The 20,951-nt window shown below is 64.2% G+C and carries 16 protein-coding genes; 4 read left to right on the top strand and 12 right to left on the bottom strand.

Going from position 1 to position 20,951, the window contains the following annotated elements; all coding sequences use genetic code 11:
- Nucleotides 1-74 precede the first annotated feature (74 nt).
- The gene (locus NFH97_RS13235; protein ID WP_306168907.1) at nucleotides 75-746 is read left to right on the top strand and encodes a hypothetical protein; all 672 of its coding nucleotides are present in this window, start codon (nucleotides 75-77) and stop codon (nucleotides 744-746) included.
- Nucleotides 747-748: 2 nt separating this feature from the next.
- On the opposite strand, the gene NFH97_RS13230 is transcribed toward NFH97_RS13235, so the two are convergent.
- Together NFH97_RS13230 and NFH97_RS13225 are read right to left on the bottom strand one after the other, a co-directional pair.
- A complete protein-coding gene (locus tag NFH97_RS13230; protein ID WP_502878692.1) occupies nucleotides 749-1,348 on the bottom strand; it encodes a peroxidase-related enzyme in 600 nt (199 codons plus the stop codon).
- 226 nt (nucleotides 1,349-1,574) lie between these two features.
- Nucleotides 1,575-3,074 carry a CoA-acylating methylmalonate-semialdehyde dehydrogenase gene (locus NFH97_RS13225; protein ID WP_349624930.1) on the bottom strand — a complete coding sequence of 500 codons (1,500 nt, stop codon included), beginning with the start codon at nucleotides 3,072-3,074 and terminating at the stop codon, nucleotides 1,575-1,577.
- 247 nt (nucleotides 3,075-3,321) lie between these two features.
- Here NFH97_RS13225 and NFH97_RS13220 point away from each other — a divergent pair, with 247 nt between their 5' ends.
- Nucleotides 3,322-4,269, top strand: coding sequence for a LysR family transcriptional regulator (locus tag NFH97_RS13220; RefSeq protein WP_108448215.1), 948 nt, complete (start codon nucleotides 3,322-3,324; stop codon nucleotides 4,267-4,269).
- A 127-nt stretch (nucleotides 4,270-4,396) separates the two neighbouring features.
- Here the strand turns inward: NFH97_RS13220 and NFH97_RS13215 are convergent, their stop codons facing one another.
- The 3 genes from NFH97_RS13215 to NFH97_RS13205 all read right to left on the bottom strand — a co-directional run bounded on the left by NFH97_RS13215 (nucleotide 4,397) and on the right by NFH97_RS13205 (nucleotide 8,004).
- On the bottom strand, nucleotides 4,397-5,059 hold the full coding sequence (locus tag NFH97_RS13215) for a LuxR C-terminal-related transcriptional regulator (protein WP_045992823.1): 663 nt from the start codon (nucleotides 5,057-5,059) through the stop codon (nucleotides 4,397-4,399).
- 234 nt (nucleotides 5,060-5,293) lie between these two features.
- Entirely contained in the window at nucleotides 5,294-7,243 is a 1,950-nt protein-coding gene (gene acs / locus NFH97_RS13210; RefSeq protein WP_222570072.1) for an acetate--CoA ligase, read from the bottom strand.
- 170 nt (nucleotides 7,244-7,413) lie between these two features.
- Complete coding sequence (locus NFH97_RS13205) at nucleotides 7,414-8,004, bottom strand: SprT family zinc-dependent metalloprotease (protein ID WP_349624929.1); 591 nt, start codon at nucleotides 8,002-8,004, stop codon at nucleotides 7,414-7,416.
- Nucleotides 8,005-8,101: 97 nt separating this feature from the next.
- Here NFH97_RS13205 and NFH97_RS13200 point away from each other — a divergent pair, with 97 nt between their 5' ends.
- The gene (locus tag NFH97_RS13200; RefSeq protein WP_349624928.1) at nucleotides 8,102-8,854 is read left to right on the top strand and encodes a YecA/YgfB family protein; all 753 of its coding nucleotides are present in this window, start codon (nucleotides 8,102-8,104) and stop codon (nucleotides 8,852-8,854) included.
- A 96-nt stretch (nucleotides 8,855-8,950) separates the two neighbouring features.
- Here NFH97_RS13200 and NFH97_RS13195 read toward each other — a convergent pair whose 3' ends face one another.
- A complete protein-coding gene (locus tag NFH97_RS13195; protein ID WP_222516008.1) occupies nucleotides 8,951-10,063 on the bottom strand; it encodes a phospholipase D-like domain-containing protein in 1,113 nt (370 codons plus the stop codon).
- A 141-nt stretch (nucleotides 10,064-10,204) separates the two neighbouring features.
- On the opposite strand from NFH97_RS13195, the gene plsB reads away from it, so the two are divergent.
- Nucleotides 10,205-12,649, top strand: coding sequence for a glycerol-3-phosphate 1-O-acyltransferase PlsB (gene plsB, locus NFH97_RS13190; RefSeq protein WP_349624927.1), 2,445 nt, complete (start codon nucleotides 10,205-10,207; stop codon nucleotides 12,647-12,649).
- Here plsB and NFH97_RS13185 read toward each other — a convergent pair.
- From NFH97_RS13185 to ampD, 6 genes are all read right to left on the bottom strand, one after another.
- Nucleotides 12,633-13,337 carry a class I SAM-dependent methyltransferase gene (locus tag NFH97_RS13185; protein WP_349625503.1) on the bottom strand — a complete coding sequence of 235 codons (705 nt, stop codon included), beginning with the start codon at nucleotides 13,335-13,337 and terminating at the stop codon, nucleotides 12,633-12,635. The two genes, plsB and NFH97_RS13185, sit on opposite strands and share 17 nt — an antisense overlap.
- 38 nt (nucleotides 13,338-13,375) lie before the next feature.
- Nucleotides 13,376-14,095, bottom strand: coding sequence for a tRNA (adenosine(37)-N6)-threonylcarbamoyltransferase complex dimerization subunit type 1 TsaB (gene tsaB, locus NFH97_RS13180; RefSeq protein ID WP_349624926.1), 720 nt, complete (start codon nucleotides 14,093-14,095; stop codon nucleotides 13,376-13,378).
- A 100-nt stretch (nucleotides 14,096-14,195) separates the two neighbouring features.
- A complete protein-coding gene (gene adk, locus NFH97_RS13175) occupies nucleotides 14,196-14,852 on the bottom strand; it encodes an adenylate kinase (RefSeq protein ID WP_222516010.1) in 657 nt (218 codons plus the stop codon).
- Nucleotides 14,853-15,141: 289 nt separating this feature from the next.
- Nucleotides 15,142-17,184, bottom strand: coding sequence for a pyruvate dehydrogenase complex dihydrolipoyllysine-residue acetyltransferase (gene aceF / locus NFH97_RS13170; RefSeq protein WP_349624925.1), 2,043 nt, complete (start codon nucleotides 17,182-17,184; stop codon nucleotides 15,142-15,144).
- Nucleotides 17,185-17,258: 74 nt separating this feature from the next.
- Nucleotides 17,259-19,931 (bottom strand): pyruvate dehydrogenase (acetyl-transferring), homodimeric type, encoded by a 2,673-nt coding sequence (gene aceE / locus NFH97_RS13165; protein WP_045992830.1) that lies wholly within the window; start codon nucleotides 19,929-19,931, stop codon nucleotides 17,259-17,261.
- A 358-nt stretch (nucleotides 19,932-20,289) separates the two neighbouring features.
- Nucleotides 20,290-20,847, bottom strand: a complete 558-nt coding sequence (gene ampD / locus NFH97_RS13160) for a 1,6-anhydro-N-acetylmuramyl-L-alanine amidase AmpD (protein ID WP_045992831.1) — start codon at nucleotides 20,845-20,847, stop codon at nucleotides 20,290-20,292.
- Nucleotides 20,848-20,951: the final 104 nt, after the last annotated feature.

Raw genomic sequence — 20,951 nt, 5'->3', positions numbered from 1 at the left:
CAGACGCTCCTGCTTCGACCAGGTCCTGATGGTGGCATGTGCTGGTTGTCGTACGGTCTCGAGGAAAATGCCCCATGTCCTACCATGAAGCCAAGGAACACGCGCCCGGTCGCCTGCATCGGCTATTCAGTTCGCCCTATACCGCCTTCGACAACCAGACCAGCGAGCGACGCCTGCATCTACTGCTGGCCCTCAATCTGCTGGTCTTCGCGCCGATGCGCCAGGGCCGACTGACGTTACGACTGCTCGATGGCTGGGAAAACGGCGACTGCGAACAGCACACCCTGAACTTCCGGGACGCCGACATCCACCGCCCCCATGACCTCATCAACGCCGCACCACACACCCAGTCACGCCCACTGCTCGCCCCGGCCCTGGAAGAGGCGTTGTCCAGCGCCGAGGCCAATGCCATGGGGCTGGATAGCGATATTCGCCTTCACCCGGCGAAGTGGCCGGCCTTCCCCGGCGGACTCTCGCTCTACACACGCTACAAGGTCTGCCATCGCCTCATCTATGGCGAAGACGACAGCTACCGCTCGATTCGCTGCGAGACCCCGGTAGGCCTGCGCGAGATTCACGAGTTCCACCTGGAAGAAGGCGACTTCGCCGTCAGCCTGCCCCACGATGACTCCCCCGCCGACAGCGATGACACCGTGGGCCTGGTCCTACATGCGGCCCAGCGCTCCGCCCTCACCCACTGGCTTGCCGATCTGGCAGAGCAACCACTGTCGAAGCTGATGGGCTGAGTTCAGGCGTCTCTGGGCACCCTGCCCATCAAATAGAATTCCGGGTTGGGTGGCGTCCCGGTCAAGGTCACCAGACGGTTGGACAGCCCAAAGAAGGCGCAGATCGCACCGATATCCCAGATATCGTCGCGGCTGAACCCCACCGCCTGCAGACGTTGCTCCCACTCATCGGTCAGCTCGCCCAGATCGATTGCGCAGTGCAGCGCGAAGTCCAGCATGACGCGATGTCGCTCGCTCAAGCCTGCACTGCGATGGTTGACCGCCACCTGATCGGCGAGCAGAGGATCCTTGCTGTAGATCCTGACCAGCGCACCATGGGCCACCACGCAGTAGAGGCAGTGGTTGCGGGCGCTGGTGGCGACCACGATCATCTCCTTCTCGGCCTTGATCAGGCTATCGGACTCACGCTCCATCAGCGCATCATGATAGGCGAAGAAGGCGCGAAACTCCGGCGGTCTGTGGGCCAGCATCAAGAAGACATTGGGCACGAAGCCCGCCTTCTCCTGAACCGCCAGGATGCTGTCTCGGATATCATCGGGCAGATCGTCGAGAGATTCGGGGACGGGAAAGCGGCTGAGAGATGGGCTGATCGAGGGGCTCATGGGGGCTCCGGGCTGACGTGGGCATGGAAGAAGGGGCAGGCAACTCATTGACGTTAACGTAAAGGTCAATATTGCGCTCTGGTACTTTGATCGAATGCCGGGTCGCCGCTGCCGAAAACGACGATGCCCCCTTGATGGGGGCATCGCAGCCTGCAGCCGGGTCAGGCCCGAGAACTCCAGGCAGACAGGACGTTGCGCCCCGCTGCCACTTTTGCTCAGCCCTGGATCAGCTCAGCGAAATCGTGCTGTTGATGCCGCTGGAGACGTTCTCCGGCTCGAACCAACGCGCGGTCACCGTCTTGGTCTGGGTCCAGAAGCTGATGGCCTGCTTGCCATTGGGGCCAAGGTCGCCCAGCTTGGAGGCGCGCGAGCCGGTAAAGCTGAAGTAGGCCACCGGCACCGGGATCGGCACATTGATGCCCACCTGACCGACATCGATATCGCTCTCGAAGCGACGCGCCACCCAGCCGGAATTGGTGAAGATGGAAGTACCATTGCCGTTGGGGTTGGCGTTGACGAAGGCAATGGCCTCGTCCAGCGTGTCCACCTCGACCACGCACAGCACCGGACCGAACACCTCTTCACGATAGATGCTCATGTCCGCCGTCACGCCGGCGAACAGGGTCGGGCCGACGAAGTTGCCGTCGGGGTAGCCCTCGACCTGGCAGCCACGTCCGTCGACCAGCAGCCGGGCGCCTTCCTGTTCGCCCTTGGCGATCAAGCCTTCGACACGATCCTTGGCCGCCGGTGACACCAGAGGCCCGAGATCCGCCTCGCGGTCGGTGCCCGGCCCCACCTTCATGTTGCGAGCCCCCTCGACGATATCCTCGAGCCACTCCCGGGCCTGGCCGACCAGCACCACCACCGAGTTGGCCATGCAGCGCTGGCCGGCGGCGCCGAAGGCCGACCCCAGCAGGTTGTTGATGGCCTGAGAGCGGTTGGCGTCAGGCATCACCACACAGTGGTTCTTGGCGCCCATCATGGCTTGAGCGCGCTTGCCGGACTCGCTGGCACGGCGATAAAGCTGGGTGCCGACATGGGTGGACCCGATAAACGACATGGCCTTGATATCCGGGTGCTCGCACAGGTGATTGGCGACATCAGGGCCGCCATGCACCACGTTGAGGACACCGGCGGGGACACCGGCCTCGAGCGCCAGTTCCACCAGGCGCAGGGTGGAGCTCGGGTCCTGTTCGGAGGGCTTCAGCACGAAGGTGTTGCCGGTGGCAATGGCCAGCGGGAACATGAAGCAGGGCAACATGATGGGGAAGTTGAAGGCGGTGATGCCGGCACCTACCCCCAGCGGCTGGTTGAGGGTGTAGACGTCCACCTCGTTGGCGGCGTTCTCGGCCAGCTCCCCCAGTTGCAGCGAGGTGATCGAGCAGGCGTGTTCGACCACCTCGAGACCACGACCGACTTCACCTTCAGCGTCGGGCAGGGTCTTGCCGTGCTCCTCGGTGATCAGGGCGGCAAGCTCCGGGGTATGCTCGCGAATCAGCGCCTGCAGCTTGAGCATGATGCGCATGCGCTTGGCCAGCGGCACCTTGCGCCAGGTGGCAAAGGCCTGATGGGCGCTGGCAACGGCCCGGTCGACCTCCTCCAGGGTACAGAACGGCACCCGCGCGACCACTTGCTGGGTCGCCGGATTGATCACATCGCGCCATTCGCTGGACTGCGAGGGGACGGCCTGGCCATCGATGATCATGGGAATTTCGCGGACTGACATGGGCGTGCTCCGGCTGTTGTCGTTGTGCATGAGCGTGGCGTCGTAAGAGATGGACTGGGCGTACTGCCATGCCAGCAGCCGCCTTGATCGCTGTGGCGGTGTGCACCACGGCACGGCTATCCATGCTGACCAGTCTAGACACAGGTAGGATGGCCAAACAACGGCCAGCCAGGCACATTGCTTGTGCACTGATGCACAACCACAAACACATCGAAGTCCACGACGTCGTCGCTCAGCGGAGGTGATTTTGCTCGATTGGCAGGACCTTCAGGTCTTTCTCGAGGTGGCCAGGCATGCCCGCCTGTCCGACGCCGCCCGACGGCTGGGCGTTGACCACTCGACCCTGTCGCGGCGAACCCGCCGCTTCGAACAGCGACTCAACACCCAGTTGTTCGAACGCAGCACCCATGGCTACCGCCTGACTCCCGCCGGCGAACGTCTGAAGAGCCACGCGGAACAGATGGCCCGACACGCCGACGAGGCCGCCGACAGTCTGACCGATCAGAACCTGCGCCTGGAGGGCCAGATCCGACTTGGCGTGACCGAAGGCTTCGGGACCTGGGTGGTGGCCCCGCTGCTCAGCGCCTTCTGCCGGCGTCATCCCGGCCTCACCCTGGACCTGCTGGCGCTGCCTCGCGTGGTCAATCTCAGCCGCCATGAGGCAGACCTGGCGATCACCATCGAACGACCGGGCAACCCCGGCCTGGTCACCTCGCGACTGTGCGACTACCGGCTCAAGCTCTACGCGGCGAGGCACTACGTCGAGCGCCACGGGGCACCGCAGCAGCTTGCCCAGCTGGGCACACATCCGCTGATCGGCTACGTGGACGACCTGTTGTTCAGCGAGCAGCTCAACTACCTGGATCCGTTGCTGTCGCCGCAGGTGCAACAGGCGCAGCAGACCCACTTTGCGCTTCGCAGCACCAGCGTGACGACCCAGATGATGGCCACCGAGAGCGGCGCAGGCCTGGGCATTCTGCCGTGCTTCATGACGGCGGGACGAGACGGGCTGATGCCGCTGCTGGAGGATGAAGTATCGGTGGTGCGTCAGTTCTGGATCACCGCCCGGCAGGAGCAGCGCCAGCTTGCCCGGGTGCGTCTGCTGTGGGACTTCCTGCGCGAGGCGCTGGCAATGAATCAGGATTTTCTGATGGGCCGCCATGACCGGCTGGTGCTGCCGGACGACGTCGAATGAACACCGGCTGGCTGCCACCAGGGCCGGCGCCAGCATAGGACTGGGCCCCCGCTGGCGGTGGTGTCGCAAGCCCCAGAACCACGACACCCCGCCTGGGCGGGGTGTCGTCGATGCGCAAGCAACCGCGTCAGGATTCGACCTTGGGTGGCTCGACCTCGAGCTTCTGGGCCGCGATCACCGCCTGGGTGCGCGAGTGCACGCCCAGCTTTCTGAGAATGGCGGTCACGTGGGCCTTGATGGTGGCCTCGGAGACGTTCAGCTCGTAGGCGATCTGCTTGTTGAGCAGGCCTTCGGTCAACATGTTGAGTACGCGGAACTGCTGAGGCGTCAGCGAGGCGATGGCCTCGGCAAAGCGCGCCTCTTCCTCGTTGGCCTCACCCAGGGCGTCGGCCATCTCTTCCGGCAGCCACACTTCACCGTCGAGGATCTCGCCCACCGCCTCGGCGATCAACGCCAGCGACGAGGACTTGGGAATGAACCCCGAGGCACCGTAGTCGATGGCGCGGCGTACCACGTGCACTTCATCGCTGCCGGATACCACCGCCACCGGCACATCCGGGGTCTGACCACGCAGCTGGATCAGCCCGGAGAAGCCGTGGGCTCCAGGCATGTGCAGATCGAGCAGGATCAGGTCCGCGTCGGGGTGGCGAATGACCACGTCCGAGGTGGCCTCCATGGTGTCGGCCTCGATGATTTCGGCCTGGGGCGCGAGCTGGCGAAGCGCCTGCGTCAGGGCGGCACGGAACAGCGGATGATCATCGGCTACGATGAATTTCTGGGCAAAGGCCATGGACTCTCCTCCGGATTCCGATGCAGCGTGTCAGGCCTGGACGCCGCAACGCAAGACGCTTGTTTGCACAGCATGTTACCCCATGGTTGCCGGCTTTCCCAAGCGCCCTGACGCAAGCATCCTCAACGGCTACCCGTGGTGCCGACTCTGCGGCCTCCATCACTATGCAAAAACGGGCCGGCGCCGGAAGTTTCCGGCAGCCGGCCCGCGGGACCTGCTGTTACGCCATGAGCCTTACTTGGCGGCGCGGTGCTCGATCAGATCCTCGACCACCGAGGGATCGGCCAGGGTACTGGTGTCACCGAGGCCATCGCACTCATTGGCGGCAATCTTGCGCAGAATCCGGCGCATGATCTTGCCCGAGCGGGTCTTGGGCAGTCCCGGTGCCCACTGGATATGATCCGGCGAGGCGATCGGGCCGATGTCCTTGCGCACCCACTGGGTCAGTTCCTTCTTGAGCTCGTCGGTGGGTTCGGCCTCGTCGTTGAGGGTCACGTAGATATAGATACCCTGCCCCTTGATGTCATGGGGGAAGCCCACCACGGCGGCCTCGGCCACGGCAGAGTGCGCCACCAGCGAGGACTCGATCTCGGCGGTGCCCATGCGGTGACCGGACACGTTGAGGACGTCGTCCACCCGGCCGGTGATCCAGTAGTAGCCGTCCTCGTCACGGCGACAGCCGTCACCGGTGAAGTAAGTCCCCTCGTAGGTGGAGAAGTAGGTCTGGATGAAGCGCTCGTGATTGTTCCAGATGGAGCGCGCCTGTCCCGGCCAGGAATCGAGGATGACCAGGTTGCCGTCGGTGGCGCCCTCGAGGCGCTTGCCTTCGTTGTCCACCAGCGCCGGCTGCACCCCGAAGAACGGCAGGGTCGCGGAGCCCGGCTTCTGGTCGATGGCACCGGGCAACGGGGTGATCATGATGCCGCCGGTCTCGGTCTGCCACCAGGTATCGACGATCGGGCATTTGCTGTTGCCGATCACCCGGTAGAACCACTCCCAGGCCTCGGGGTTGATCGGCTCGCCCACCGAGCCAAGCAGGCGCAGGCTATCCCGCGAGCTGGAGTCCATCACCTTGTCGCCGTGGGCCATCAGGGCGCGCACCGCGGTGGGGGCGGTGTAGAGAATATTGACCTTGTGCTTGTCGACGATCTCGCCCATCCGGCCGTGGGTCGGATAGCTCGGTACCCCCTCGAACATCAGGGTCACCGCACCGTTGGCCAGGGGCCCATAGACGATGTAGCTGTGGCCGGTGACCCAGCCCACGTCCGCGGTGCACCAGTAGACCTCGTCCTCGTGATAGTCGAACACGTACTGGTGGGTGAGGCTGGCGTAGGTCAGGTAGCCGCCGGTGGTGTGCTTGAGCCCCTTGGGGGTGCCGGTGGAGCCGGAGGTATACAGGATGAACAGCGGATCCTCGGCGCCCATCTCTTCGGCGGGGCAGTCGGTGTCCTGGTCGGCCACTGCGTCGTGGTACCAGACGTCACGTCCCTCGTGCCATTCGATGTCACCGCCGGTACGCTTGACCACCAGCACCTTCTCGGCCACGTCGGTGCCATCACGGGTCAGGGCGGCGTCGACGTTGTCCTTCAGCGGTACCTGCTTGCCACCGCGTACGGACTGGTCGGCGGTGATGATGACCCGTGAGGCAGCGTCCTTGACCCGCTGGGCCAGTGCGTCGGGAGAAAAGCCGCCGAACACCACCGAGTGCACCGCACCGATACGGGCGCAGGCCAGCATGGCCATGGCGGCTTCCGGGATCATCGGCATGTACAGGGTCACGGTGTCACCCTTGCCGATCCCCATGGACTTCAGGGCGTTGGCCAACTGGCAGGTACGCTCGTACAGCTCGCGGTAGGTGATCACCGAAGACTCGTTCGGATCGTCCCCTTCCCAGATGATCGCCGGCTTGTCGCCACGCTTGTCGAGGTGGCGATCCAGGCAGTTGGCCGCCACGTTGAGGGTGCCGTCCTCGAACCAGCGGATGTCGACATTGTCGCTGGCGAAGGATACCGACTTGATGGTCTGCGGCGGCTTGATCCAGTCAAGGCGTGCGGCCTGCTCCTTCCAGAAGCCCTCGGGATCTTCCACCGACTGCCGATAGAGCTTGTCGTAGGTGGCCTTGTCGGCCCAGGCGGTCTTGGCAAACGCATCGGAAACCGGATAGACGTGCTGATGATCGCTCATGGTGCTCTGTCCTTGGATACCCATCGAAGTGAAGAGCCAGCCGCCTGAATAAGAGAGACCGACCGGCGCGAATAACCTGACAGCCAGCATAACGTCGCCAGGCCAGGGTTTCCCCTTAGACATTGGTATGACTATTTTTTTATTTTATAACAATAGCTTAAGCGCAAATTTCAGCACTTCTTCCCAACCAGGCACAGTCGGCCGCGACAGTGCCGGCAGCGATACTCCTGACCGGCCTGGGCGTTGGCGTGACGCCGTGCCGAGAATCCGTGCTCGCGACAGGCGCAGCGATAGCGATACGGGACAGGGCTCGAGCGGGCGGTATCGAAGCGATGGGTGACCCGGGGGGCCAAGCCGAACAGCCTGAGCATGACGGTCTGCCACTCCCTGCCATGGGGGCGAAAGGTAGGCCCATCTTCCAGGTGCCAGACCAGCCAGTGGGCCACCTCGTGGGGCACCACCTCGGTGAAGAAGGCGTGGCGGTTCTCTTCCAGCAGCTGGCCATTGAAGCGCAGTCCGCCGCGACCGAAGTGGGCCTGCCCTGCGCCCTTGCCGCGCAGATCGCACCACACCTTCGGCTCCGGCAGCCCAGGATGATAGTCACGACATAGCGCCACCGCCTCCGCGACTCTTGCCATCAGCGCCTGGCGCAGAGCGGCGACGTCGAGTGACTGAAGCCAGGCGTCGTCGACGTCGGGCAACACCGGGGTGGGAGAGTCACCGCGAGCGCGCGGGCGAATTGATGGCCGGGTCGAGGTCATGACGCAGTCAGAGTAGGTAAAGGAGTGCTAGAATGCCGCCTCGAACGGGGACGGTAAAGACCACCGTCCAGTCATCCCCTCGCCAAGTGAGCGCCCCATGTCCGACGCCGAAACGCCGCTCCCCCTCCCCTTGCTCGAAGACGACGCTCTGGACCTGCTCGATGACTTTCTCGAGGAGCGCGCCGGCCCCGATGCGCTGGACCTGATCGGCGCCCACGGCTTCCTGGTCGCGCTGGCGGTGGCACCACGGGATGTCGAGGCTGCCGCCTGGGTCGCGGAGCTGTTCCACGGCACCCCCGAGTTCGAAAGCGACCAGGAAAGGGAGATCATCCTGGGCCTGCTCGAGCAGCTCAGGACCAACGCTATCGGCGTGCTGGAAGGCGGCGGTCTTCCCGAGCTGCCCTTCGAGCTGACGCTGGACGGCATGGCGGCGGAAGAGACGCCCATCGGCGACTGGTGTGCCGGCTTCATGGAAGGCGTCTTCCTCGACGAGGCCGCCTGGTTCGAGGGCGATGAAGAAACCGTGGCCACACTGCTGTTGCCCTTCATGGCGCTGTCGGGACTGTTCGCCGACGAGCCCGACATGGCCGATCTGGCCGGGGAAGGCGAGCGACTCGAGCGCCTGGTCGGTCAATTGCCGGAACTGGTGCTGGATCTGTACCTGCACTTCCGGGTACCGCCGGACACCCCCAAGCCCAAGCCCCGCGGCAAGGCGCCAGCCGGCGGCAGGGGTGGCAAGGCAGGCCACAAGGGTCATGGCAACAAGGGCCCTGGCAACAAGAGCCATGGCAACAAGAGCAAGGGCGGCCAGGGCAGCCCCCAGGCCAAAGGCCCCAAGGGCAAGCGCTAGCGAGTTGCAGGCCAAGCGATAGCGAATAACAGGGCAAGCGATAGCGAGTCACAGGCCAGGCGCTGGTCAGCACCGGAGCAAGCGATAGCCGGCGCCTCAGCGCAAGCGGGTCAGCCAGCCATCAAGGGTGCCGTACAGCCAGGTCCTGATCCTGGCCCACCAGGAGCGGCGCGCCCAGCTTTCCCGGGTGATCTCCCGACTCGCCGCGAAATTGCGCTCGAACAGCGCCGCGACCTCGTCGGCCAGGACGGCGTCCTCGACCTCCTGATTGGCCTCGAGGTTCCACTGCAGGCTCCAGTGGTCGAAATTGCAGGACCCCAGGCTGACCCAGTCATCGGCGACCACGAACTTGGCGTGGATGAAGCTTGGCTGGAACTCGTAGATGCGCACCCCTGCTCGCAGCAACCGAGAGTAGAAGCGTTGCCCGGCGTAGCGGATACCGGGATGGTCGTGGTCCCGTCCTGGCAGCAGCAGGCGCACGTCACGGCCCTTGCGCGCCGCGCGCTGCAGCCTGAGCCTCAGCCCCAGGGTGGGCACAAAGTAGGGCGTACACAGCCACAGGCGCCGTTCGGCGCGGGCGATTCGTTCCTGCAGTGAGTGGCGAATGGCCTGAAAGCGGTACCCCCGCCCCCAGATCACCCGCGCCCTGACTCCAGGGTCATGGCGCCTCTCGCCACTCGACGACGGCAGCGCCGGCGCCTGCGGGGCGCCTCTGGTCAGCGGCGAGTTCCACACCTGGGCAAACAGCGCCACCCAGTCGTCCACCACCGGGCCCTCGACACGAACGGCCACCTCGAACCAGGCCGCCAGGAACTCATCGACGGCGCCAAAGCCCCCGGTAAAGGCCAGTCGCTGATCCACCACCACCAGCTTGCGATGATCACGACTGACGTTGCGTCCCAGCGAGTGCCAGCCCAGCGGGTTGAAGTCCCGCAACCACACGCCGGATGCGATCAGGCGTTCTCTATCCTGGCCTGAAAGCCCCATGGCGCCGAAACCGTCCAACAGTAGATAGACGGCGACGCCGCGCTGCGATGCGGCCACCAGCGCCTCGATGACGCGGTCGGCCAGTTCGCCGGACTCCATCAGATAAAGTTCGATCAGCACGCTTTGACGGGCCTCGGCCACCGCCTCGAACAGCGCCGGCAGGAAGCGATCGGCCTCCGGCAATAGATCGACGCGATTATGCTGTCGCCACGCGGTGGTCATGCTGCACGTCTCCCTGGCGGTGTTACATCAAGCGGATATCAAGCAGATCATGGCGCCACCCTACCCGATCGTTATACTGACGGCACGACATGGATGGCCCGCAGACGGTCCTCGCCTACTGCCCCGAACAACGGAATTGCTATGCCTGGCATGCTTCGCGCACCGCTGCGCCGACTCATCGAACTGTGGACCGAGGTTCGGCTGGCGGAACCGACGCCGGATAAACTGGCGCTGGATCCGCAGCTGCCGACGCTCTATGTGCTACCGCGCCCCTCGCTGAGCGACGCCCTGCTGCTGGACAGCTACTGCCAACGTCATGGCCTGCCCCCGGCGCGTGGCCGGTTGGCGCTGCCCGACAGCAACCTGCCGCGCTGCGTGGCGCTGCCGGCACGCCGATTCCGGCTGTGGCCGGGCCAAGCCACCGGTGTCGCGCCCTTCACCGAGCTGATCACCAGCGACACCCGGATACAGCTGGTGCCCGTCAGTGTGTTCTGGGGGCGAGCCCCGGGCAAGGACTTCGGTCTCTGGCATCTGCTGGCAGCGGACAGCTGGCGCCTGACCGGACGACTGCGGCGAGCGCTGTCGGTGCTGGTCAACGGCCGCGACGTGGAAATCCAGTTCGGCGCCCCGCTGCACCTCGAAGAACTGCATGACGGTGACGCCCCACGCACCAACCGCAAGGCGGCAAGGCTGTTGCGGGTACACTTTCGCCGGGTGCGTACGCGGGTACTGGGGCCAGACCTGTCGCACCGCAGCACGATGATCCAGGGAGTGGTGGCAAGCGACGAGGTGCGTCGGGAGATCGACCAACTGGCAGAGAAGGCCAGCTCACGCAAACGACTCAAGCGACGCGCCAGACGCTATGGCCACGAGATCGCCGCCAACATGACCTATCCGGTGCTGCGCTTTCTGGCCGGCGCCTTGAAGCGGCTGTGGAACCGGCTCTACGACGGCGTCGACGTCAATGGTCTGGAAGAGGTCAAGGCCCTGGCCGAGGATCACACCCTGATCTACGTGCCCTGCCACCGCAGCCATATCGACTACCTGCTGCTGTCCTACGTGCTCTACCGCGAAGGCTTGATGCCGCCCCACATCGCCGCAGGACGCAACCTTGACATGCCGTTGATCGGCCCTTTGCTGAGACGTGGTGGCGCCTTCTTCCTGCGTCGCAGCTTTCGTGACAACCGCCTGTACGGCGCGGTGTTCAACGAATACCTGCACCGCCTGCTGGCCCGGGGCTATCCGATGGAGTACTTCATCGAAGGCGGTCGTTCCCGCAGCGGTCGCATGCTCACGCCTCGTCCCGGCATGCTGGCGATGACACTGCGCTCCTTCCTGCGCTGCCAGCGGGTCGACGAGCGGCCGATGGTCTTTGTTCCGGTCTATATCGGCTACGAGCGCATTCTCGAGAACTCCAGCTACCAGCGCGAACTGGGCGGAGGCAAGAAGCGCAAGGAATCCCCGCTGGACCTGCTGCGTGTGCTCGGACGTCTGCGCGAGCCCTACGGCCGGGTATCGGTCAATATCGGCGAGCCGCTGCCCATCGGGGGCTTTCTCGACAGCCACGCCCCTGGCTGGCGAGACGACGAATCGCCGCGCCCCGACTGGCTGGCGCCGACGGTCACCACGCTTGGCAGATCCCTGACCCGGCGCATCAATCGGGTGGCGGCGCTGAATGCCATCAACCTGACAGGCCTCGCGCTACTCTCGTCCCCGCACCGCGCCCTGGAGTACGCCACCCTGACCGACCAGCTTGCCCTGCTCTGTCGCCTGGCCGACAGCCCCGCCTGCGGCGAAAGACCCAGCCTGCCCGACGAGTCTCCGGAAGCCTGCATCGCCAGGGCGGTGGACCTGGACATGGTCGAGCGCCACGCCCATAGCCTTGGCGACATCGTCAGCGCCACGCCCGAGCAGGCGGCGCTGCTGGCCTGGTATCGCAACAACGTGCTGCACCTGTTCGCCCTGCCGGCGCTGGTCGCCTTCGCCTTTCGCAGCCGCCACCAACGCAGCCTCCACGAACTCTGCGACCTGTTGACGCCGCTTTGGCCACCGCTGGCCCGGGAGTTCTGTGTCGATGAAAGCGCGGACATGAAAGAACGCCTCGCGGCCATTCTTGCCGTCCAGGTGGACCTGGGGCTGCTGGAGCGCCATGGCGAAGGCTTTACGCCGGTGGAAAGCCTCGAAGGCCGAGAACGCCTCGAGCTGATCGGCCGCATGATCCAGCCATCGCTGGAGCGCAACGCCCTGCTGATCGAGGTGCTGCTGCGATCCGGATCGGGGGCACTGGACCGGGCCACCCTGAAGGAGCGCTCGCGTGCGCTGTCGGAGCGCCTTGGACTGCTCAGCGGTCGCGAGGCACCGGAGTTCTTCGACCCCAAGCTGTTCGAGACCCTGATCGATACCCTGGAACAGGAAGGCTGGGTGTGGCTCGAGCAGGACCGGCTGCAGTTCGACGAGTGCCTCAAGCGCGCGGCCCAGCGGGCCTCACGCCTGCTCGACGCCTCGCTGCGACGGCGGCTGGCGTTGATCAGCCGTCACCGCGAGGAGGCCGTCGAGACTCCCTCGGAGGTCAGCGCTCAGCCTTGAGCGAGCGGTGCACGTAGATGTCGTAGCGGCTGGTCTTCTCCTCGAGTCGATGCCTCGGCTCGGGGCCTGCTATGGCAGGCGCCTTGCGCGGACGCTTGACCACCACGCGGTGGCTGGCGACGTCCAGCGCCGCTTCCAATAGCCGCGGTGCATCGTCATCGTCCCCCGCCAACTCGCGAAACAGCCGCATCTCCTTCTTGACCAGGGCCGACTTGTCGCGGTGGGGGAACATCGGGTCCAGGTGGATCACCTCCGGGGCTACCCCGGCCGCTGCCACGATGTCGCCAAGCTCACGACTGCTGTCGCCATGGGCAAGGTGCATGTGCGCCGCCGCTTCCTGAGTGTCGCTATCCTCCCGGGCACGCCGGAGTCCGTCATCCAGCAGGGCCGCAATCGCGGCTACCCGCTCGATCAGCAGCACCTCGGCGCCCAGGCTCGCCAGCACGAAGGCGTCACGGCCTAGACCCGCGGTGGCATCGATGATGCTCGGGGTGACGCCCTTGGCAAGACCACAGGCCCGAGCCACCAGTTGACCGCGCCCGCCGCCGAAACGCCGTCGGTGGCCGGCTCGCCCACCGACGAAGTCCACCCACAGCGGCTTGCCATAGCGGGCCTCGTCACCGACCAGCACCAGCCGACCCTGGTCATCCCATTCCAGCGCCAGCGCCGCCTCGGGATCGCTGTCCATAACGAAAGGCAGCGCCATGTCAGGGCTCAGGCGAACACTCACGAACGCGCCTTTCGCTCGGCCTTCTTCCAGGCCACCTGATCGCGCAGATAGACGGGCTGGGCGTCATGGGGGCGCTGGGCATCGCCTGCGACAAAGACCTCGACGGCCAGCCGCACCATGTCCTCGGCGGCAGGGTCGGCATCGGTCACGGTCAGATTGAGACTGGCCTGGATCTCGGCGGGCATCTGATCCCACAGCGCCCAGCCAGACCCCAGTCCCACCCAATCATGGTCTTCATGCTCGCGGGGCAGCACCAGCCGTTCGGGCGGCAGCACCGCTTCGTCCATCAGTGCCAACGGCCGCCCGTCCTCGACCCGCCAGGCACCGACGTAGAATTCGCCCATGCGGGCGTCCAGCGCGGTGACCATGTAACGATAGCGATGGCGCAGGTGGCCGCCCAGCGCCAGTGCCTCCAGCGTCGATACACCGACCAGCGGGCGGTCCAGTCCGTAGGCCAGCCCCTGGGCCACACCCGCGGCAATCCGCAAGCCAGTGAAGGAGCCTGGTCCGCGCCCGTAGGCCACGGCGTCCAGTTCGCTGGCCGCCACCCCGGCCTCGGCCAGCACTTCGTCGACCATCGGCAACAGACGACGGGTATGCTCTCGCGGGGTCTGCGCAAAACGCGCTATCACCTCGTCCGGGCTACCCTCCTGGCGACGCAGCAGGGCCGCGGAGCAGGCGCTCGAGGAGGCATCGAGGGCCACAATCAAGGTCATGTCAGGCTCATCCTGGTAGTGAATCCGGCACATTATAAACGACTCACGGCCCGCCTTGGGGCGAGCCGTGAGTCGAATGCAGCAAGCGTGGTGCGGTAGATCAGCCTTCGAGGGCCTCGCGCACCTGACGGGTGATGTCATCGACACTCCCCACGCCTTCCACGCGATGATAGCGCGGGGCATCCTCAGGCGCCTGCTGGGCCCATTGCTGGTAGTAGCCCACCAGCGGCTCGGTCTGCTCGTGGTAGACCGACAGACGATTGCGAACGGTATTCTCGCGATCATCATCACGCTGAACCAGCGCCTCGCCGGTCACATCATCCTTGCCGTCTTCCTTGGGCGGATTGTGGTCGACGTGGTAGACGCGGCCGGACGCCGGGTGGACCCGACGACCCGCCAAACGATTGACGATTTCCTCGTCGGCCACGGCGATCTCGAGCACGTGATCGATCTTGACGCCACCTTCCTTCATGGCATCGGCCTGGGGAATGGTGCGCGGGAAGCCGTCAAACAGGAAACCGTTGGCGCAGTCAGGCTGGGTGATGCGTTCCTTGACCAGGGCGATGATGATGTCATCGGAGACCAGGCCACCGGTGGTCATGATTTCCTTCACCTTGAGGCCCAGTTCACTGCCTTCCTTGACCGCTGCACGCAGCATGTCACCAGTGGAAATCTGTGGGATATCGTAGCGCTCACAGATGAATTGGGCCTGGGTGCCCTTGCCGGCACCCGGGGCACCCAAGAGGATCAAGCGCATCGTTGGAACTCCTTCGAGAAAGCGAAAAGTCGGGGTGAAGAATGGGTTAAGCGAACAATACCCGTGCCGTCTTGGCGACACAACCTGAGGTTACTCGCAACTCACCGAAAACCTGCAGAAAAAGCGTTTAACATCAAGCTGCTGGCATCTAGATTGCACTTTGGTCAGGAGTCATAGAAGCGTCACGATTCGCCCGGCCTGGCACATCCACATGGCACGCTGTCAGAGCTGACGGCAGGACGAGAAACGGCGCCTTGCGGCGCCGTTCTGTTCTCGCATTCGGCCTGAATTACAGCAGAAGGCGACGCACGTCGGTCAACAACTGTCCCAGCAACGCGGTGAAGCGCGCGGCATCGGCGCCGTTGACGGCACGGTGGTCATAGGACAGCGACAGCGGCATCATCAGTCGCGGCTGGAAGTCCGCGCCATTCCACACCGGCTTCATCGACGCCTTGGAAACCCCGAGGATCGCCACCTCCGGCGGGTTCACGATGGGCGTGAAGGCGGTCCCGCCGATGGAGCCCAGGCTCGAGATGGTGAAGCAACCACCGGTCATCTCGTCACGCTTGAGCTTCTTCGACTGAGCCTTCTTGGCCAGCTCCACCGACTCCTTGGCCAGGTCGATCAGCGACTTCTTGTCGGCATCGCGGATCACCGGCACCATCAGGCCATCGGGCGTGTCCACGGCAATACCGATGTGCACGTACTTCTTCTGCACCACGGTCTCGCCGTCGGCCTTGAGGCTGACGTTAAACTGCGGGTACTTGTTCAAGGCATAGGCGCACGCCTTGATCAGGAACGGCAGCGGAGTCAGCTTGGCGCCCTGGGCTTCCGCCTCGGCCTTCATCGACTTGCGGAAGGCCTCGAGCTCGGTGATGTCCGCCTCGTCGAACTGCGTGACGTGGGGAATATTGACCCAGCTGCGATGCAGATTGTTGGCGCCCATCTTCATCAGGCGGCCCATCTGCTTCTCTTCGATCTCGCCGAACTGGCTGAAGTCCTGATCCGGGATCGGCGGAATGCCAGAGCCCCCGGCAGCAGGTGCCGCAGCGGCGTCGCTCTTGCCCTTGCCCTGGTTGGCCATGGCCTGCTTGACGTAGTTCTGCACGTCTTCCTTGAGCACTCGGTCCTTGGGACCGGAGGGCTTCACCAGGGCCAGGTCGACACCCAGTTCGCGGGCCAGCATGCGCACCGCAGGGCCGGCGTGGACGCTCTTGGCATCACGCGGCTTGTCGGCCACCGCAGAGCCCTGACCGGACGCCGCCTGCTGCTTGGGCGCGTCCTTCTTCGGGGCATCCTTTTTCGGGGCGTCCTTCTTGGGAGCGTCCTTCTTCGGCGCCTTCTTCTTGGGCGCCGCGCCGGCGACCTCGATGTAGCCGATCAGGTCACCCTCGGAGACACTGTCGCCTTCCTTCACCGACAGCTCCACCACCTTGCCCTTGAACGGACTCGGCACGTCCATGGAGGCCTTGTCGGACTCCAGGGTGATCAGGGCGTCCTCGACGTCCACCTCGTCACCTTCGCTGACGGCCATCTCGATGATCGGCACGTCGCTGGAACCGGACAGGTCGGGGACACGAACCTCCTGACGACCACCTTCGGCGGCCTCGTCGTCGGAATCGTCCTCTTCCTGCTCTTCCGACGCGCTTTCGGCGGACTCGGCTGCACTATCATCGGCAGACTCATCGGCAGAGTCGTCATCGCCATCATCGCCTTCACCGGCGACTTCCATGGAGCCGATGACGTCACCTTCGGAGACGGTATCCCCTTCCTTGACGTTCAGGCTGACCAACTTGCCGGCGTGGGGGCTCGGCACGTCCATGGAGGCCTTGTCGGACTCCAGGGTGATCAGGGTGTCTTCCTCGCCGACCTCGTCGCCTTCGGACACCGCCACCTCGATGATCTCGACGTCGCTGGAGCCACCCAGGTCCGGCACCTTGATCTCGACGGTCTTGCTGCCACCGCCGCTCTTCTTCTTCGGTGCCGGCTTGTCGTCGGACTTGGGCGCTTCCTGCTCGTCGCCGCCGGAATCGGCCTGCGACTCTTCAGCCGAATCGGCGTCGGCGTCAGCATCCTCGTCGGCGTCGCCACCACCTTCGGCCTCGATCTCGACGATGTCATCGCCTTCCGAGACGGTGTCGCCTTCCTTGACCAGAACCTTGAGGACCTTGCCGCCCTTGGGCGCCGGCACGTCCATGCTGGCCTTGTCGGATTCCAGGGTAATCAGGGTGTCTTCCGGCTCGATCACGTCACCTTCGGACACCGCGACTTCGATGATTTCCACATCGGTGTCACCACCGATATCGGGCACTTTGATGATTTCGCTACTCAAGGTCGCGCTCCTTCAAACTCTTGACGGAGGCGGGCCACCGGCCCGCCATGCCACCGGACAGTCCAACCGATGCCTTACACCTCGAGCGGGTTGGGCTTGTTCGGGTCGATGTCGTACTTCTTGAGTGCCTCGGCCACGACCTTGCGGTCGATCTCGTCACGATCGGCCAGCGCCTTGAGCGCCGCCACGGTGACGTAGTAGCGGTCGACCTCGAAGAACCGGCGAAGCGCTTCGCGGGTGTCGGAGCGACCATAGCCGTCGGTGCCCAGTACATGATAGTCGGTCGGCACCCAGGCGCGGACCTGGTCGGCGTACAGCTTCATGTAGTCGGTCGAGGCGATCGCCGGTCCCTTGCGCCCTTCCAGACACTTGGTAACGTGAGGCTTCTCGGGGTCCGCATCCGGGTTGATGAAGGCCTGACGATCGAGCCCCAGGGCCTCGCGACGCAGCTCATTGAAGCTGGTCACGCTCCAGATGTCGGAGCCCACACCCCACTCTTCGGCCAGTATCTCGGCGGCAGCCTCGACCTCGCGCAGGATGGTACCGGAGCCCAGCAGCTGGACGTGGCCCTTCTTGCCCTTGGTCTCGCGCAGCAGGTACATGCCCTTGATGATGTCCTCGGCGGGAATCTCCTCGAGCTCGGGGTGCTCGTAGTTCTCGTTCATCAGGGTCAGGTAGTAGAAGCAGTTTTCCTTGTCGGAGAACATCCGCTTCAGACCATCCTGCACGATGACCGCGACTTCATGCCCGTAGGTCGGGTCATAGGTGCGGCAGTTCGGGATCATCGCTGCCTGCAGCAGGCTGTGACCGTCCTGGTGCTGGAGACCCTCGCCGTTGAGCGTGGTACGACCGGCGGTACCACCGCACAGGAAGCCGCGAGCCTGCATGTCACCGGCGGCCCAGGCCAGATCACCGATCCGCTGGAAGCCGAACATCGAGTAGTAGATGTAGAACGGCAGCAGAGTGGTGTTGTTGTTCGAGTACGAGGTGGCCGCGGCAATCCAGGCAGACATGGCGCCGGCCTCGGTGATGCCTTCCTCGAGGATCTGACCCTTCTGATCCTCGCGGTAGAACATGATCTGGCCCTTGTCGACCGGCTCGTACTTCTGGCCTTCGGAGGTGTAGATACCGAGCTGACGGAACATGCCCTCCATACCGAAGGTGCGCGCCTCGTCGGGGATGATCGGGACCACCCGCTTGCCGATCTTCTTGTCCTTGACCAGGCCATTGAGGATCCGCACGAAGGCCATGGTGGTGGACACTTCGCGGCCCTTGGAGCCGCCGGTCTGGGAGGCGAAGGTCTTGTCATCGAGGCCGGGAATCTCGAGCGCCTCGAAGTCATTGCGACGGCTCGGCAGATAGCCGCCTAGCTGTTCGCGCTGATAGTGCATGTACTTCATTTCGGGCGAATCGTCGTCCGGCTTGTAGTACGGCACTTCCTTGAGCTGGTCGTCGGAGATCGGAATGCCGAAGCGATCACGGAAGCGCTTGAGCGCCTCGTACTCCATGGTCTTGACCTGGTGCGCCTCGTTGGCCGCCTCGCCGTCGCCGCCACCCATGCCGTAGCCCTTGACGGTATGCGCCAGGATCACGGTGGGGCGACCATTGGGTTTGGTGGTCGCCTCGTGGTACGCCGCGTAGACCTTGAACGGATCGTGGCCACCGCGATTGAGCTTCCAGATGTCCTCGTCGGACATGTCCTTGACCAGGTCGGCGGTCTCCGGGTACTTGCCGAAGAAGTGCTCACGGGTGTAGGCACCGCCGTTGGCCTTGTAGTTCTGGTAGTCGCCGTCGACCGCCTCGTCCATGCGCTTCTGCAGCATGCCCTTCTTGTCCTTCTCGAAGAGCGGGTCCCAGTGACGACCCCAGACGACCTTGAGCACGTTCCAGCCGGCACCGCGGAAGACACCCTCGAGCTCGTCGATGATGCGGGAGTTGCCGCGCACCGGGCCATCGAGACGCTGCAGGTTGCAGTTGATAACAAAGATCAGATTGTCGAGCTTCTCGCGGCTGGCCAGGTGGATGGCGCCGAGAGATTCCGGCTCGTCACACTCACCGTCGCCCATGAAGCACCAGATCTTGCGATCCTGCATGTCGTGCAGCTCGCGGGAGTGCAGGTACTTCATGACGTGGGCCTGGTAGATCGCCTGGATCGGGCCCAGACCCATGGAAACCGTCGGGAACTGCCAGAACTCCGGCATCAGCCACGGGTGCGGGTAGGATGACAGGCCGTTGCCATCGACTTCCTGGCGGTAGCTGTCCATCTGCTCTTCGGTCAGCCGGCCCTCGAGGTAGGCGCGGGCGTAGATGCCCGGTGCCACGTGACCCTGGATGTAGATCAGGTCGCCTTCGAAGTCGCCGTTGGGGGCACGGAAGAAATGGTTGAAGCCCACGTCGTAGAGAGTCGCGGAGGACATGAAGCTGGCGATGTGGCCACCCAGTCCCGGCTTCGCCTTGTTGTTGCGAATGACCTGAGCGATGGCGTTGTAGCGGATCACCGAGCGAATACGACGCTCCATGAACAGATCGCCAGGCATCGGGGCCTCGCAGTGCACCGGAATGGTGTTGCGATGCGGGGTGGTGACCGAGAAGGGCACCTGCATGCCGTCCTGGCGATAACGGTCGGCGAGCCGCGTCATCAGGTACCGGGCACGATCCTCGCCCTCACGATCCAGAACAGACTCCAGGGAATCCAACCATTCCTGGGTTTCGACCGGATCGAGATCTTCTCTTGAACCAAGACTCATAGAACGTCTCTCCGAATGACGATGGGGGTCCATTGCCCCACGATCGAGGCCAATGAGCGAGCGGGATAGAGGGGGTGATTCCCCGCCCGCCTCGCAGCGTCAGGCATGTAGTAATATTACTAGAATGTCCGTGCCAAACGAGCACGATTGGGCAAGAAGATACCTCAAACGCCCTGCACTGCCAATTGAAGCAGCTATGGAAATATTTTTCAATTACCTCATATTGCACTGCAACACAATGGCTTAACCCAAAGGGGGTATGACTTAAGCGCCTCAAGTCAGCCACTTGTAAACAAACTACCGTTTGACCTGAAGGTGATGGCTCGCGCTATGCCGAAACGATGCATGGCATCTTCATCTAGCGGTGCTGCAAACAGCGCCGCAGGTACGCCCAGTCGAAGGAGGGGCCGGGATCGGTCTTTCGCAGGGGAGCGATTCGCGCGTGACTGGTCAGTCGTTGGGGGGTGATCTCGGGGTAGGCGTCAAACAGCGCGTGCAGCACCTGGGCCAGGGCACGGTACTGGGCGTCTCGATAGGGCGACACCTCGTCCCCTTCGAGCTCGATCCCGATCGAGAAGTCGTTGAGCTCGCGGCGCAGGCAATGGCCATCGAACCAGCTGGAGCGTCCCGCGTGCCAGGCCCTCGCCTCGAAGGGCGCAAACTGAACACACTCTCCGTCGCGACGGATCAACAGATGCGCCGAGACCTTGAGTCCGGCGATACTCGCGAAGTAAGGGTGGGCCTCGGGATCCAGACGGTTGGTGAACAGTTCCTCGATGTGCTCGCCGCCGAATTGACCCGGCGGCAGACTGATGGAATGCACCACCACCGCCGATATTTCTCGTTCGGGTCGTTCATTGACGTTGGGCGAAGGCGCTCGCCTGGCCCCGTCGAGCCACCCGTCGTGACACTGCATGCTGGTGTCTCCATTGTCTGAATATGGGATCGTCACCTCGCCCACTGACGTCGAGGTGCTAGTGCCCCTATAATGTCGGCTCCACGCGCCGCAATACAGAGATA

The organism is Halomonas sp. SCS19 (genome assembly GCF_040147015.1).
Classification (GTDB): Bacteria; Pseudomonadota; Gammaproteobacteria; order Pseudomonadales; family Halomonadaceae; genus Halomonas; species Halomonas litopenaei.
Note: the sequence above shows the minus strand (reverse complement) of the source record. Positions and strands in the feature narration are given on the sequence as shown.